At 54.6% G+C, this 12,986-nt stretch carries 15 protein-coding genes; 8 read left to right on the forward strand and 7 right to left on the reverse strand.

The genetic code is table 11. The annotated features are described in order from the left end of the window. Nucleotides 1-284 precede the first annotated feature (284 nt). Nucleotides 285-851, reverse strand: a complete 567-nt coding sequence (gene gmhB, locus BM007_RS12135) for a D-glycero-beta-D-manno-heptose 1,7-bisphosphate 7-phosphatase (protein ID WP_090418968.1) — start codon at nt 849-851, stop codon at nt 285-287. Nucleotides 852-1,039: 188 nt separating this feature from the next. Between gmhB and metN the strand changes: the two genes are divergently transcribed. From metN to proS, 6 genes are all read left to right on the forward strand, one after another. After that, nucleotides 1,040-2,071: a methionine ABC transporter ATP-binding protein MetN gene (metN, locus tag BM007_RS12140; RefSeq protein WP_048990396.1), complete on the forward strand. Its 1,032-nt coding sequence runs from the start codon at nt 1,040-1,042 to the stop codon at nt 2,069-2,071. Next, a complete protein-coding gene (locus tag BM007_RS12145; RefSeq protein WP_014168730.1) occupies nt 2,064-2,717 on the forward strand; it encodes a methionine ABC transporter permease MetI in 654 nt (217 codons plus the stop codon). Before metN ends, BM007_RS12145 begins: the two co-directional genes overlap by 8 nt. 40 nt (nt 2,718-2,757) lie before the next feature. Then, nucleotides 2,758-3,573: a methionine ABC transporter substrate-binding lipoprotein MetQ gene (metQ, locus tag BM007_RS12150; protein ID WP_014168729.1), complete on the forward strand. Its 816-nt coding sequence runs from the start codon at nt 2,758-2,760 to the stop codon at nt 3,571-3,573. Between the two features lie 106 nt (nt 3,574-3,679). Further along, entirely contained in the window at nt 3,680-4,084 is a 405-nt protein-coding gene (gene rcsF / locus BM007_RS12155) for an Rcs stress response system protein RcsF (protein WP_032649711.1), read from the forward strand. After that, the gene (gene tsaA, locus BM007_RS12160; RefSeq protein WP_090418971.1) at nt 4,081-4,788 is read left to right on the forward strand and encodes a tRNA (N6-threonylcarbamoyladenosine(37)-N6)-methyltransferase TrmO; all 708 of its coding nucleotides are present in this window, start codon (nt 4,081-4,083) and stop codon (nt 4,786-4,788) included. Before rcsF ends, tsaA begins: the two co-directional genes overlap by 4 nt. Before the next feature lie 112 nt (nt 4,789-4,900). Then, nucleotides 4,901-6,619, forward strand: a complete 1,719-nt coding sequence (gene proS / locus BM007_RS12165; protein WP_090418973.1) for a proline--tRNA ligase — start codon at nt 4,901-4,903, stop codon at nt 6,617-6,619. A gap of 47 nt (nt 6,620-6,666) precedes the next feature. On the opposite strand, the gene nlpE is transcribed toward proS, so the two are convergent. Genes nlpE through BM007_RS12180 form a run of 3 tightly spaced genes read right to left on the reverse strand, consistent with a single transcriptional unit; the run spans nt 6,667 to nt 8,364 of the window. Continuing rightward, entirely contained in the window at nt 6,667-7,365 is a 699-nt protein-coding gene (nlpE, locus tag BM007_RS12170; protein ID WP_090418976.1) for an envelope stress response activation lipoprotein NlpE, read from the reverse strand. 34 nt (nt 7,366-7,399) lie between these two features. Further along, nucleotides 7,400-7,822: an alternative ribosome rescue aminoacyl-tRNA hydrolase ArfB gene (gene arfB / locus BM007_RS12175; protein WP_024907534.1), complete on the reverse strand. Its 423-nt coding sequence runs from the start codon at nt 7,820-7,822 to the stop codon at nt 7,400-7,402. Next, entirely contained in the window at nt 7,819-8,364 is a 546-nt protein-coding gene (locus BM007_RS12180) for a YaeQ family protein (RefSeq protein ID WP_061715939.1), read from the reverse strand. Before BM007_RS12180 ends, arfB begins: the two co-directional genes overlap by 4 nt. Nucleotides 8,365-8,560: 196 nt before the next feature. On the opposite strand from BM007_RS12180, the gene BM007_RS12185 reads away from it, so the two are divergent. Together BM007_RS12185 and rof are read left to right on the forward strand one after the other, a co-directional pair. Further along, nucleotides 8,561-8,761: a YaeP family protein gene (locus BM007_RS12185; protein ID WP_008501889.1), complete on the forward strand. Its 201-nt coding sequence runs from the start codon at nt 8,561-8,563 to the stop codon at nt 8,759-8,761. After that, nucleotides 8,748-9,008, forward strand: a complete 261-nt coding sequence (rof, locus tag BM007_RS12190; protein ID WP_024907532.1) for a Rho-binding antiterminator — start codon at nt 8,748-8,750, stop codon at nt 9,006-9,008. Before BM007_RS12185 ends, rof begins: the two co-directional genes overlap by 14 nt. Before the next feature lie 28 nt (nt 9,009-9,036). Here the strand turns inward: rof and tilS are convergent, their stop codons facing one another. The 3 genes from tilS to BM007_RS12205 all read right to left on the reverse strand — a co-directional run bounded on the left by tilS (nt 9,037) and on the right by BM007_RS12205 (nt 12,972). Beyond that, entirely contained in the window at nt 9,037-10,326 is a 1,290-nt protein-coding gene (gene tilS / locus BM007_RS12195) for a tRNA lysidine(34) synthetase TilS (protein ID WP_090418979.1), read from the reverse strand. Nucleotides 10,327-10,384: 58 nt separating this feature from the next. Beyond that, nucleotides 10,385-10,774, reverse strand: coding sequence for a VOC family protein (locus tag BM007_RS12200; RefSeq protein WP_023334583.1), 390 nt, complete (start codon nt 10,772-10,774; stop codon nt 10,385-10,387). Between the two features lie 65 nt (nt 10,775-10,839). Next, nucleotides 10,840-12,972 carry a lysine decarboxylase LdcC gene (locus BM007_RS12205; protein ID WP_090418982.1) on the reverse strand — a complete coding sequence of 711 codons (2,133 nt, stop codon included), beginning with the start codon at nt 12,970-12,972 and terminating at the stop codon, nt 10,840-10,842. Nucleotides 12,973-12,986 lie beyond the last annotated feature (14 nt).

The following is a 12,986-nucleotide window of genomic DNA, read 5'->3' on the forward strand; positions in this document are numbered from 1 at the left end:
TTAAGAATCCATGTCACTTTGAGTGCCCACACAGATTGTCTGATAAATTGTTAAAGAGCAGTGCAACGCGGCTTTCGCTCACCGTTGCGAGGTGGCGTATATTACGCTTTCCTCTTTCAGAGTCAACCCGTTATTTCAGGATTTTTTCTCTTCAACCGACCGGGTTGTTTGTGAAGTGATTCACATCCGCCGTGTCGATGGAGGCGCATTATAGGGGGCCGCCGAGGAATGACAAGCGGAAAAATGCATTTTTATTTCAACCGCTCATCTTTTCGCCAAAAAGGCTATTTATGGTGCTTTTTAATCTCTTTTGGCAGATCGGCCAGACTATTAATCACCCAATCCGCTGCATTTTCTGCTTCTGGCGTTACTGGCTTACCGGTGCGGACTAATATTTTGGTCCCTACACCCGCTGCTGCTGCTGCCTGCATATCTTCCAGTTTATCGCCCACCATATAAGAAGCAGACATATCAATGTGCAGGAACTCCTGCGCAGAGATGAACATCCCCGGATGCGGCTTACGGCAGTCGCAGGTCTGGCGATACGCTTCTACCGTTCCCTGCGGGTGGTGCGGACAATAATAGATGCCGTCGAGATCCACGCCGCGGTCGGCCAGCGACCAGTCCATCCATTCCGTCAGCGTCTCGAACTGCGCTTCGGTGAATTTACCGCGTGCAATACCGGACTGGTTCGTTACAACTACCAGCGCATAGCCCATCTCTTTCAGCTGGCGCATGGCATCTATTACGCCCTCGATAAACTCGAACTCATCAATCTCATGGACATAACCGTGATCCACATTAATAGTGCCGTCACGATCGAGAAAAATTGCGGGTACTGATTTTGCCACCGGTTTGCTCCTGAAAAAGGCATGTTCGACTAGTATCTCATGAATCGCAGCGCAATAAAGTGCTCATCATACAGAGTTGGATTGATTTAGACGTCTGGATGCCTTAACATCCGTTTTGTTTACGGTCATCACCCGTATCTGGCAGAAGAAAATGCCACGGCTAACTTACATACGATAAAAATAATCTAATGATTAAACTTTCCAATATCACCAAAGTGTTCCAGCAGGGGAACCGAACCATTCAGGCGCTGAACAACGTCAGTCTGCATGTTCCTGCTGGTCAAATTTATGGCGTCATTGGCGCATCGGGTGCAGGTAAAAGCACGCTGATCCGTTGTGTTAACCTGCTTGAGCGCCCAACCCAGGGCAGCGTAGAAGTTGGCGGCCAGGAACTTACCGCCCTTTCAGAAAAAGAACTCACCAAAGCGCGTCGTCAGATTGGCATGATTTTCCAGCACTTTAACCTGCTGGCCTCCCGCACCGTGTTCGGCAATGTTGCCTTACCGCTTGAGCTGGATAACACGCCGAAAGAAGAAGTGAAGCGTCGCGTCACCGAGCTGCTCGACCTCGTGGGTCTGGGCGATAAACATGATAGCTACCCGGCAAATCTGTCCGGTGGGCAAAAACAGCGTGTGGCCATTGCCCGCGCGCTGGCAAGCAATCCTAAGGTACTGCTGTGTGATGAAGCCACCAGCGCACTGGATCCGGCCACCACGCGTTCGATTCTGGAACTGCTGAAAGACATTAACCGTCGCCTGGGCCTGACGATCCTCCTTATTACGCACGAGATGGACGTGGTGAAACGCATCTGCGACTGCGTGGCGGTCATCAGCAATGGTGAACTGATCGAGCAGGACACAGTAAGTGAAGTGTTCTCGCATCCGAAGACGCCGCTGGCACAGCAGTTCATCCAGTCCACCCTGCATCTCGATATTCCGGAAGACTATCTGGAGCGTTTGAAAACCGAATCCACCGCAGACAGCGTCCCGATGCTGCGCATGGAGTTCACCGGTCAGTCCGTTGACGCTCCCCTGCTTTCCGAAACCGCGCGTCGCTTTAACGTGAACAACAACATCATCAGCGCGCAGATGGATTACGCCGGTGGCGTGAAGTTCGGCATCATGCTGACAGAAATGCACGGCACACAAGAAGAAACCCAGGCCGCGATTGCCTGGCTGCAAGAACACCATGTAAAAGTAGAGGTACTGGGTTATGTCTGAGCCGATGATGTGGCTGCTGGTTCGCGGCGTTTGGGAAACGCTGGCAATGACCTTTGTCTCTGGCTTCTTTGGTTTTGTGATTGGCCTGCCGGTCGGCGTATTGCTGTACGTAACGCGTCCGGGTCAAATCATTGAGAACGCGAAACTGTACCGTACGCTCTCTGCGCTGGTGAACATCTTCCGTTCTATCCCCTTCATTATTCTGCTGGTGTGGATGATTCCGTTTACCCGCGTGATCGTCGGAACGTCTATCGGTCTGCAGGCAGCGATCGTTCCGCTGACCGTAGGGGCTGCGCCGTTTATCGCCCGTATGGTGGAAAACGCCCTGCTGGAAATTCCAACCGGTTTGATCGAAGCTTCCCGCGCGATGGGCGCAACACCGATGCAGATCGTGCGCAAAGTCCTGCTCCCGGAAGCACTGCCAGGCCTGGTGAATGCGGCAACCATCACGCTCATCACCCTGGTCGGTTATTCGGCAATGGGTGGTGCAGTTGGCGCGGGCGGTTTAGGTCAGATTGGTTACCAGTACGGCTATATTGGATATAACGCTACCGTGATGAATACCGTTCTGGTATTGCTGGTTGTTCTGGTTTACTTAATCCAGTTCTCTGGCGATCGCATCGTCCGGACCGTTACTCACAAATAACGTTACACACAACACAAACTCTACGAGTTAAGGATAAAACATGGCGTTTAAATTAAAGACCTTTGCAGCAGTAGGCGCGCTGATCGGCTCTCTGGCACTGGTGGGTTGCGGTCAGGACGAAAAGGATCCAAACCACATTAAAGTGGGCGTTATCGTGGGTGCAGAACAGCAGGTTGCTGAAGTTGCTCAGAAAGTGGCAAAAGAGAAATATGGCCTGGACGTTGAGCTGGTGACCTTCAACGATTACGTTCTGCCGAACGAAGCGCTGAGCAAAGGCGATATCGACGCGAACGCCTTCCAGCATAAGCCATACCTGGACCAGCAGATCAAAGATCGTGGCTATAAACTAGTGGGTGTCGGTAACACCTTCGTTTATCCAATTGCCGGTTACTCTAAGAAAATTAAATCGCTGGACGAACTGCAGCCGGGCTCTCAGGTAGCCGTGCCTAACGACCCAACCAACCTTGGTCGTTCCCTGCTGCTGCTGCAGAAAGTGGGTCTGATCAAACTGAAAGACGGTGTTGGCCTGCTGCCAACCGTTCTGGATGTCACCGAGAACCCGAAAAATCTGAAAATTGTTGAACTGGAAGCGCCTCAGCTGCCACGTTCTCTGGACGATGCCCAAATTGCCCTGGCCGTTATCAACACCACTTACGCCAGCCAGATTGGCCTGACGCCAGCCAAAGACGGTATCTTCGTTGAAGATAAAGATTCCCCGTACGTTAACCTGATCGTGACTCGCGAAGACAATAAAGACGCGGAAAACGTGAAGAAATTCGTTCAGGCTTATCAGTCTGATGAAGTTTACCAGGAAGCCAACAAAGTGTTTAACGGTGGCGCTGTTAAAGGCTGGTAATCTCACCTCAGTGTAATATCATCAGGACGGGCTTATGCCCGTCTTGTCATTTGTGCAGTCAACTGATTCAATATCTGACGTTTTGATTATCCATTGAGGAAATATTATGCGTGCTTTACCGATCTGTCTTTTAGCACTCATGCTGAGCGGCTGTTCAATGCTAAGCAGATCTCCCGTTGAACCCGTTCAAAGCACGGCAACCCCGCCAAAAACAGAGCCTGCGAAACCAAAAGTGGTTCGCCCTGCGCCAGTTCGCATTATCACGAAAGCGGACGAACTCGTCGGTAAACCGTTCCGTGAACTGGGCGAAGTAAGCGGCGATTCCTGTCAGGCGACCAATCAGGACTCACCACCGAATATTCCGACAGCGCGTAAACGCATGCAGATCAATGCCGCAAAAATGAAAGCTAACGCGGTCCTGCTGCACAGCTGCGAAGTCACCAGCGGCACGCCGGGTTGCTACCGTCAGGCGGTTTGCATCGGTTCTGCGTTGAACATCACGGCGAAATGAGTGCATTTCAGTTCGAGCAGATAGGCGTTATCCACTCTCCCTATAAAGAGAAGTTCGCCGTCCCCCGCCAGCCCGGTCTTGTCACCAGCGGACGCGGTGAGCTTCACCTGATTGCGCCTTACAATCTGGCCGATGCGGTACGCGGGCTCGAGGCTTTCAGCCATTTATGGGTGGTGTTCGTGTTTCACCAGACGATGGAAGGCGGCTGGCGTCCTACCGTGCGCCCTCCTCGTCTTGGCGGAAATGCGCGAATGGGCGTGTTTGCAACGCGCTCGACCTTCCGCCCAAATCCGGTTGGCATGTCGCTGGTTGAACTGAAAGGCATACGCTGCCAGAAAGATCGGGTGATACTGGAGTTAGGTAGCCTGGATCTGGTCGACGGCACGCCGGTTATCGACATCAAACCCTATTTGCCCTTCGCCGAAGCCCTCCCGGACGCGCGTGCAAGTTATGCTCAGGACGCACCGCAGGCGGACATGCCTGTTTATTTTACGCCTGAGATAACCGCGCAGCTCGGTCAACTGGAGAAACGCTATCCTCGCTTACGGGATTTCATCACCGAAGTTCTGGCACAGGACCCGCGGCCGGCCTACCGTAAAGAAGAGGAAGCAGGAAAATCATACGCCGTCTGGCTGCTGGATTTTAACGTTCGCTGGCGCGTCACTGGGGCAGGTTTTGAAGTGTTTGCCCTTGAACCCAGGTAATTTTGTTCTCCTCTCTTTTGGCATCTTTGCCACACTGGTAAACTAAACCACTTTTTTTGTGTCAGGCTGGTGTTTCAGCCTGTTCCAATCGTCGAAATGGAACCGTAACAACATGCGTACTAGCCAATATCTGCTCTCCACTCTGAAGGAGACGCCTGCCGACGCCGAAGTGATCAGCCATCAGCTGATGCTGCGCGCCGGGATGATCCGCAAGCTGGCCTCTGGGTTATACACCTGGCTGCCGACCGGCGTGCGCGTCCTGAAAAAAGTCGAAAACATCGTGCGTGAAGAGATGAACAACGCCGGTGCTATCGAGGTGTCCATGCCTGTGGTTCAGCCCGCTGACCTGTGGCAGGAGAGTGGCCGTTGGGAACAATATGGCCCAGAACTGCTGCGCTTCGTCGATCGCGGCGAGCGTCCGTTCGTTCTCGGCCCAACGCATGAAGAAGTCATTACCGACCTGATTCGTAATGAGCTGAGCTCTTACAAACAGCTGCCGCTGAACTTCTTCCAGATCCAGACCAAGTTTCGTGACGAAGTTCGCCCACGCTTCGGCGTCATGCGCTCTCGCGAATTCCTGATGAAAGATGCCTACTCTTTCCATACCTCTCAGGAATCACTGCAAGAGACGTACGACGCAATGTACGCGGCATACAGCAAAATCTTCTCCCGCATGGGCCTGGATTTCCGTGCTGTGCAGGCTGATACCGGCTCCATCGGCGGTAGCGCATCCCATGAGTTCCAGGTACTGGCGCAGAGCGGTGAAGACGATGTGATCTTCTCTGACTCTTCAGACTACGCGGCGAACATCGAATTTGCAGAGGCGCTGGCGCCAAAAGAACCACGTGCTGCTGCAACGCAAGAGATGACGCTGGTTGACACGCCAAACGCGAAAACCATCGCCGAGCTGGTTGAGCAGTTCAACCTGCCAGTTGAAAAAACCGTTAAGACCCTGCTGGTGAAATCCACCGAAGGGAGCGCTTACCCGCTGGTTGCCCTGCTGGTGCGTGGCGATCACGAGCTGAACGAAGTGAAAGCCGAGAAGCTGCCGCAGGTCGCCAGCCCGCTGACATTCGCGACGGAAGCGGAAATCCGCGCCGTGGTGAATGCGGGTCCAGGTTCACTGGGTCCAGTCAATCTGCCGGTTCCGGTTGTTATTGACCGCACGGTAGCCGCGATGAGCGACTTCTCCGCCGGTGCGAACATCGACGGTAAACACTACTTCGGCATCAACTGGGATCGCGATGTGGCGACGCCGGAAGTGGCTGACATCCGCAACGTGGTAGCAGGCGATCCAAGCCCGGACGGCCAGGGTACCCTGATGATCAAGCGCGGTATCGAAGTGGGTCACATCTTCCAGCTGGGCGATAAATACTCGCGCGCGCTGAACGCCGCCGTTCAGGGTGAAGATGGCCGTAACCAGATCCTGACCATGGGTTGCTACGGGATCGGGGTGACGCGCGTGGTAGCTGCCGCCATTGAGCAGAACTACGACGAGCGCGGCATCGTCTGGCCGGACAACATCGCGCCGTTCCAGGTTGCTATTCTGCCAATGAACATGCACAAGTCTTACCGCGTGCAGGAGCTGGCCGAGAAGCTGTATGCCGAGCTGCGCGCTCAGGGTATCGAAGTGCTGATGGATGACCGTAAAGAGCGTCCGGGCGTGATGTTTGCCGATATGGAACTGATCGGTATCCCACACACCGTCGTGATCGGCGACCGTAACCTCGACAGCGACGAGATTGAATACAAATACCGTCGCAGCGGCGAAAAACAGATGATCAAGACCGGCGACATTCTTGATTACCTGGTGAAAGCCATCAAAGGCTAAACAAAAAACCCCGCTCAGGCGGGGTTTTTTAATGGCGCTACGTCAGCTTACTTGCTGTTACAGTCTTTGCCCGCAATAAATTTCGCGTCTTTGTCCGCCACCAGCGTTTTCACCATCTCTCCGCTATCCGGGTTTGGCTCCAGCGTAAAGTGACCGTCCACCGTCAGCAATACCGGCTTGCTGTCATTGCCGCGCGCCACAGCGTAATCGCGTTCAAGCTGGGCATTGTTTGCCACGCTAACCTTCTTGCCGGTTGCGCAGTCGGTAAAGATCGCCGCATCCGCCATATAGAAGTACATCCCCCGCATTGCCATCGGCGTTGCAGGCAGGGCCGCTTTCACCGGCGCCAGCGTGTAGTTTAACTGGGATTGAATAGGGTTACCTTCGCGGTCGAGCATCTCCATGCTGTCACCTTTAGGACGGAACCAGGTTTTCTCACCGGTGGTATCGGTCAGGACCAGCTTCTCCGCCGTACGCGCCCATGTTCCATAAGTCGCAAAAGAAGAAGGCTCTTTCGCCCCCTGATAGCGCTGGTTCATTACCCAGGTGCCGTCTTTTTGCAGGAACAGGGACGTTTCAATGCCTTCACAGTCCGAGCAAGGCAATACGCCACGCCAGCTCTGCTGCATCGGTTTTAATTCTTCCGTTTGCGTGGGTTGTAAAACCTGCGTTTCGGAGCGGTTGTTACACCCGAAAAGCGCAAACAGCGTACTCACTGCCAGCGCTGACCATAATGCTTTTTTCACAATGAATTCCTTATGAAAAGTGTGTTCCCTTTCGTCACTCTGTCGGGCGACGAACTTTACCGCGTAGTGCTTTCACTGTGGATTTTTGGGCCTTCGAGGACAAACGACGCTCTTTCGATGCGCGGGTTGGCCGCGTTGCCCGGCGGCTTTTTTGTACTGCCGTTAACTCTTTGATGACCGCCACCAGCCTGGCTATCGCCGCTTCCCGGTTGAGCTCCTGGCTACGGTACTCCTGGGCTTTAATCACAATCACACCATCGCTGGTGATCAGGTGGTGGCTGGCGGCAAGCAGACTTTCTTTATAATACTCTGGCAGGCTTGAGGCCCGAATGTCAAAACGCAAATGGATAGCCGTCGACGCCTTGTTGACGTGCTGCCCACCGGCCCCCTGTGCACGGATGGCGGTGATCTCCAGCTCGTTGTCAGGAATGCTGACGCTTCGGGACAAGACGATCATGAGGCCGGTTGCCACGCCGTCAAATGAATTTCCAGATTATTCTGAGAATCAGAAAGCCAGATTGCACCGTCCTGAATCGTCGCCTGCAATACCATGGTCCGGCTGGCAAACTCGCTCAGCTGCGCCAGCTGCTCATCATCCAGATACCAGACCGTAAGATTTTTAAACTGTCCGCACTTGCTCTTGTTTTGCTGCCACCAGATCTCCGCAGCGCGCTGATTATACGCGAATAAGGCCACTTCAGCGGACTGGGTGCAGGCCTTCTTAATTCGGCGCTCGTCCGGCAGTCCGAGTTCGATCCACAAATCGATACCCAGATGATCGTTGCGCAGCCAGGCTTCAGGCTCGTCTTCTGCGCTTAACCCACGGGTAAACTGCAGACGCTCGTCGGCATACTTCATCCACGCCAGCAGGCGCAGCATCATACGCTCCTGGGTTTCGGAGGGGTGGCGTGCCAGCGTCAGCGAGGCGTCCAGGAACTGGTTGCGATCCAGATCGGCCACATTGACCACTGCTTTATAAATTGTCGCTTTCAGCGCCATGAGAGAACTCCATTCGAATCAGGCGCCCATTGTAGCGAAAACCGCGGCAAAAGGCTGTTACGGGGTAATAAATACACCGCTATCAAGGCGCTGATATTGCTTAAATGAGTATGGTATAGTCACCTTGCTAAACCGAGTTTATCTTCGTAGGCTTAATGATATCTCACAGTAAGTCAGTGCGCTGGCGGGAGGGGATGTGAATAATTATTGTGAGTTAATTCGCAAACGGTATGCGGAAATCGCCAGCGGAGATCTGGGGTATGTCCCGGACGCGTTGGGCTGTGTATTGAAAGTGCTTAATGAAGTGGCCTCTGATGAGAGCCTTTCGGAGTCGGTCAGGGAAAAAGCAGCGTATGCTGCGGCGAATTTACTGGTGAGCGATTATGTCGATGAATGATACTTATCAACCCATCAATTGTGATGACTATGACAACCTCGAACTCGCCTGCCAGCATCATTTATTACTGACGCTGGAGCTAAAAGATGGCGAAGTGTTGAAGGCGAAAGCCAACGATCTGGTTTCACGTAAGAACGTGGAATACCTGATAGTGGAAGATGCCGGTGCGACGCGTGAGCTGCGTCTGGATAAAATAGCCAGCTTCAGCCACCCGCAAATCGGCACCGTCGTGGTGAGCGAATCCTGATGACACTAACGGGCAGCCTGGCTGCCCGTTACGCTTTCTGCCACTCAAACCTGACCCCGTCTTCCGCCCATCCCGCTTCCGTGACGAAAACCCCTGCCGCAGCAATTAACGTTTCACCATAGAACAGCAGTGGCGTGGTGTCGCGCAGCCACGGCGGTACGTTGCACTCCTGCCATATTTTCTTCAGCTTCCGCCCCCCGTTGCGCCCGACGATGTGCAGCATGCCGCCAGCCTTAAAGCGCACGGTGACCGGTTCACCGGGCTCCGGCAGCCGCACATGACCAGACGGCAGGAGAGAGACGCGTCCTGCCTCACAGGGCAATACCAGCGGTGCGTCAGGTGAAAGCCAGTAGAGCACCACATCGGTCAGTGAGGGCGTGGATTTTATCCACCAGAGTTCCCCTTTATAGCGTCTTACGTCAAAACCGTTCAGGTGGACGCACGGGGAAGCATCATCCCGCGCCAGCGCGACTTCGTCCCAGATGCGGCTCAGCATCGCCCGCGACGGCATCGCAGCGTGATGACAGGCCAGCCAGCGTCGTATCAGTGCGGCGCGACGCACCGGACTCATCGCTGTCAGCGGTGCAATGGCCAGCGCTCCGTCTTTAGAAATCAGTTCAGCCAGCTCGTCGCTCAACAGCTCGTCCAGCAGCGATTCCTGTTCGGCGCACAGCATGGCGCTTCTTGCCGTCGCGTCGGCGAAATGCGGCCAGCGCTCGCTCAATAGCGGGAGGACGCGCAGACGTAGAAAGTTACGGTCATAGCCGTCATCCTGGTTGCTCTCATCTTCAATCCACCTCAGCTGATGTTCTCGCGCCCAGCCCTCAAGCGAGGCACGCGTCTCGCCAAGCAGCGGACGCAGTAACGTTGTGCCGGCAAATGCAGAACGCGCCGGCATGGCTGACAGCCCCGCCGGTCCGCTGCCCCGCTTAAGCGCCAGCAGAAAGGTTTCACACTGATCGTCCAGATGCTGGGCCGTGACCAGCGCTTCTCCAGGACGTAATGCCCCGGCAAACGCGGCATATCGGGCTTTACGCGCCTGCGCCTCGATGCCCAGCCCTTCCTCCGCAAGCGTGACGCGCTCGACGATGAGCGGGATCGCCCACGCCGCACACAAGGCTTCGCAGTGCGCCACCCACTCCTCCGCGTGAGGACTTAATCCGTGGTGAATATGCATCGCCCGAAGCTGGACGTCAGGCTCCCGGTCGCGCCAGCGTTTAAGACGATGGAGCAGAACGGTGGAATCCAGGCCACCGCTAAACCCCACCAGCAGCTGGCGGTACGGTGAAACGGCGTGTGCGATAGCGGGTAAGGTCATAGGGAATTACACATAAAAAATGCCCGAACTGAGCGGGCATTATCACACAGGACGAAGATTACTGCTGATAAAGCTCCAGCGGCAGGCCGTCCGGGTCGTTGAAAAAGGTAAAGCGCTTGTCGGTGAACGGATCGACGCGGATCGCTTCACACGTCACGCCGTGCGCTTCCAGATGTTTTACTGCGCTATCAAGATCATCGACGCTGAAGGCAAGATGGCGCAGGCCACAGGCCTCCGGACGGGACGGACGCGCAGGCGGAAAAGGGAAAGAGAACAGCTCAATCACATACTGCCCGTTTAACGCCAGATCGCCCTTCCAGGAGTCGCGCTCTTCACGGTAGGCCTCGCTCATGAGCGTAAAGCCCAGGATGTCGCAGTAGAAGGCCTTACTTTTCGCGTAATCGGTCGCAATGATCGCAATATGATGAACAGCTTTTAAACCCAGCATAGCTTCTCCTTTTTATGATGCCTGAACGTTACAACCGAAAACCCGCACCTTGCAAGCGGTCACCCTTATTTTAGGACTCGCACCCAGTAAACGCCGTTCTCATCGCGCTTCGCACCGTGAATATCCGTCTCAAAACCGGGATAGTGACGCCCTACTGAACAGAGCATCAGCAGGAAATCGAGCACGGCCCGACTATCCTCGGTAATCATCTCTCCTGGCATCAGGAGCGGAACGCCCGGCGGGTAAGGCAGGATCATATTGGCCGATACGCGCCCAACCAGATTTTCCAGCTCGACGGTTTCGACCTCCCCTTTCACCTGGCGCTGCCAAGCCTTGTGCGGGGTTAATTTCATCTCAGGTAACACATCGAACGCCTGAAGCATCAGACGCGGCAGATCGTGCTGGCGGATCAATCTGTGGATCCCCTGGGCCAGATCCTGAATACGCATATTGCGATAGAAGTCAGGATCTTCCGCGTAGAGATCCGGCAGCATGTTCTTCACCCGCAGGTTAAGATCGTAGGCGCGCTTAAACTCCATCAGACCGCGCAACAACCCCATCGCCCGCGTTTTATCAATACCAATACTGAACAGGAACAGCAGGTTATAGGGGCCGGTTTTTTCCACCACCACGCCACGTTCATCAAGGAATTTCGCCACCAGCGCGGCCGGAATACCTTCTTCACTCATCTTGCCCTGCTCATCCATGCCCGGTGTCAGGATCGTCACTTTTACCGGGTCGAGGAACATATGGTCGCTATCTGCATCCCGGAAGCCATGCCAGTCTTCGCCGGGCGAGACGGGCCAGCACTCCGCCTCATCAATCTCTTCCGGCTGCCAGATATCAAAGAACCAGCCGTCGGCTTCATCTTTCAGCCGCTGAACCTCTTTGCGGAAATGCAGCGCGCGCTCCACCGAACGGTTGATGAGACGTTTGCCCGGGTTGCCGCGCAGCATCGCCGCGGCCGTTTCAATAGAGGCCACCAGCGGATAGCTCGGTGAAGTGGTAGTGTGCATCATAAAGGCTTCGTTGAACGTGTCTTCGTCGTACTCACCTTTGATGTGGATAAGCGAAGCCTGGGAAAATGCTGCCAGCATTTTGTGCGTCGACTGCGTTTCAAAGAATACTTTACCCGGCACGCGTTCACCGCTCATGCCGCTTTTACCTGCGTAAATCGGATGGAAGTTGGTGTATGGCACCCATGCGGAATCGAAGTGGATCGACGGCACGTCCAGCGCCTTTTTGATCCAGTCTGTATTGTACAGCAGACCGTCATAGGTCGAGTTGGTGATCACCGCATGGACAGGCCAGCTTGCGCCAGGCACTGCCGCGACCTTGCTTTCAATGGCTTCATGGGTGAACTCCCGGCGCGGAATGCCGCCAAGTATACCGAGCGCGTTACGCGTGGGTGACAGCCAGAGCGGTACGACGTCGCTCATCATCAGCAGGTGAGCCAGCGATTTATGGCAGTTACGGTCAATCAGCAGGGTGCTGCCAGCAGGCGCGGCGTACATCCCGACGATTTTGTTCGAGGTCGAGGTGCCGTTGGTCACCATATAGCTCTGCTCTGCGCCAAAGGTGCGGGCGATATACTCTTCGGCTTCATGATGCGGGCCGGTGTGATCCAGCAGAGAGCCTAATTCGGTGACTGAAATCGACACGTCCGCTTTCAGCGTGTTGCCACCAAAGAAATCATAGAACAGGCATCCCACCGGGCTTTTTTGATAAGCCGTACCCGCCATATGACCCGGCGTACAGAAGGTATATTTCCCCTCCTTTACGTAGGTGAAAAGCGCCCGGGTAAACGGTGGCGTAATGTTATCGAGATATTCATTCGTGTATTGCTGAATTCGGGTCGCAATATCGTCCGCCACGCCGAGGGAATATTCAAAGAACCACAGCGCCATACGCATATCATTGGCGCTGACGTCCATGGTGGAGTGGGTATTAATAAACGCATACAGCGGGAGGTATTCGTTCAGCTTGTTGATGTCGCTGCACAGTTCGAGATCATATTCATCCCAGTCGAAGATCACGCCGCAGATACGCGGGTTATGTTCGATGAACTTCAGCAGGTCGGCGCTGTTGTGCGGCCAGATTAGCTGATACCCGCGTGACTGCAGGGCTTGCTCCAGCTCCTTAATCGGCTCATCTTTATAAAAGACGCCGTGCGGCCCCATAACGGCAATGATATTCATGGGCTTCCTCCTTA

The sequence above is a fragment of the Enterobacter sp. NFIX59 genome, from assembly GCF_900113755.1.
Lineage (GTDB): Bacteria > Pseudomonadota > Gammaproteobacteria > Enterobacterales > Enterobacteriaceae > Enterobacter > Enterobacter pseudoroggenkampii.

Excerpts from the sequence above, each read along its gene's own strand:
- metN (WP_048990396.1), top strand. The coding sequence starts at position 1,040 with ATGATTAAACTTTCCAATATCACCAAAGTGTTCCAGCAGGGGAACCGA.
- BM007_RS12145 (WP_014168730.1), top strand. The coding sequence starts at position 2,064 with ATGTCTGAGCCGATGATGTGGCTGCTGGTTCGCGGCGTTTGGGAAACG.
- metQ (WP_014168729.1), top strand. The coding sequence starts at position 2,758 with ATGGCGTTTAAATTAAAGACCTTTGCAGCAGTAGGCGCGCTGATCGGC.
- rcsF (WP_032649711.1), top strand. The coding sequence starts at position 3,680 with ATGCGTGCTTTACCGATCTGTCTTTTAGCACTCATGCTGAGCGGCTGT.
- tsaA (WP_090418971.1), top strand. The coding sequence starts at position 4,081 with ATGAGTGCATTTCAGTTCGAGCAGATAGGCGTTATCCACTCTCCCTAT.
- proS (WP_090418973.1), top strand. The coding sequence starts at position 4,901 with ATGCGTACTAGCCAATATCTGCTCTCCACTCTGAAGGAGACGCCTGCC.
- arfB (WP_024907534.1), bottom strand. The coding sequence starts at position 7,822 with ATGATCGTCTTGTCCCGAAGCGTCAGCATTCCTGACAACGAGCTGGAG.
- BM007_RS12180 (WP_061715939.1), bottom strand. The coding sequence starts at position 8,364 with ATGGCGCTGAAAGCGACAATTTATAAAGCAGTGGTCAATGTGGCCGAT.
- rof (WP_024907532.1), top strand. The coding sequence starts at position 8,748 with ATGTCGATGAATGATACTTATCAACCCATCAATTGTGATGACTATGAC.
- tilS (WP_090418979.1), bottom strand. The coding sequence starts at position 10,326 with ATGACCTTACCCGCTATCGCACACGCCGTTTCACCGTACCGCCAGCTG.
- BM007_RS12200 (WP_023334583.1), bottom strand. The coding sequence starts at position 10,774 with ATGCTGGGTTTAAAAGCTGTTCATCATATTGCGATCATTGCGACCGAT.
- BM007_RS12205 (WP_090418982.1), bottom strand. The coding sequence starts at position 12,972 with ATGAATATCATTGCCGTTATGGGGCCGCACGGCGTCTTTTATAAAGAT.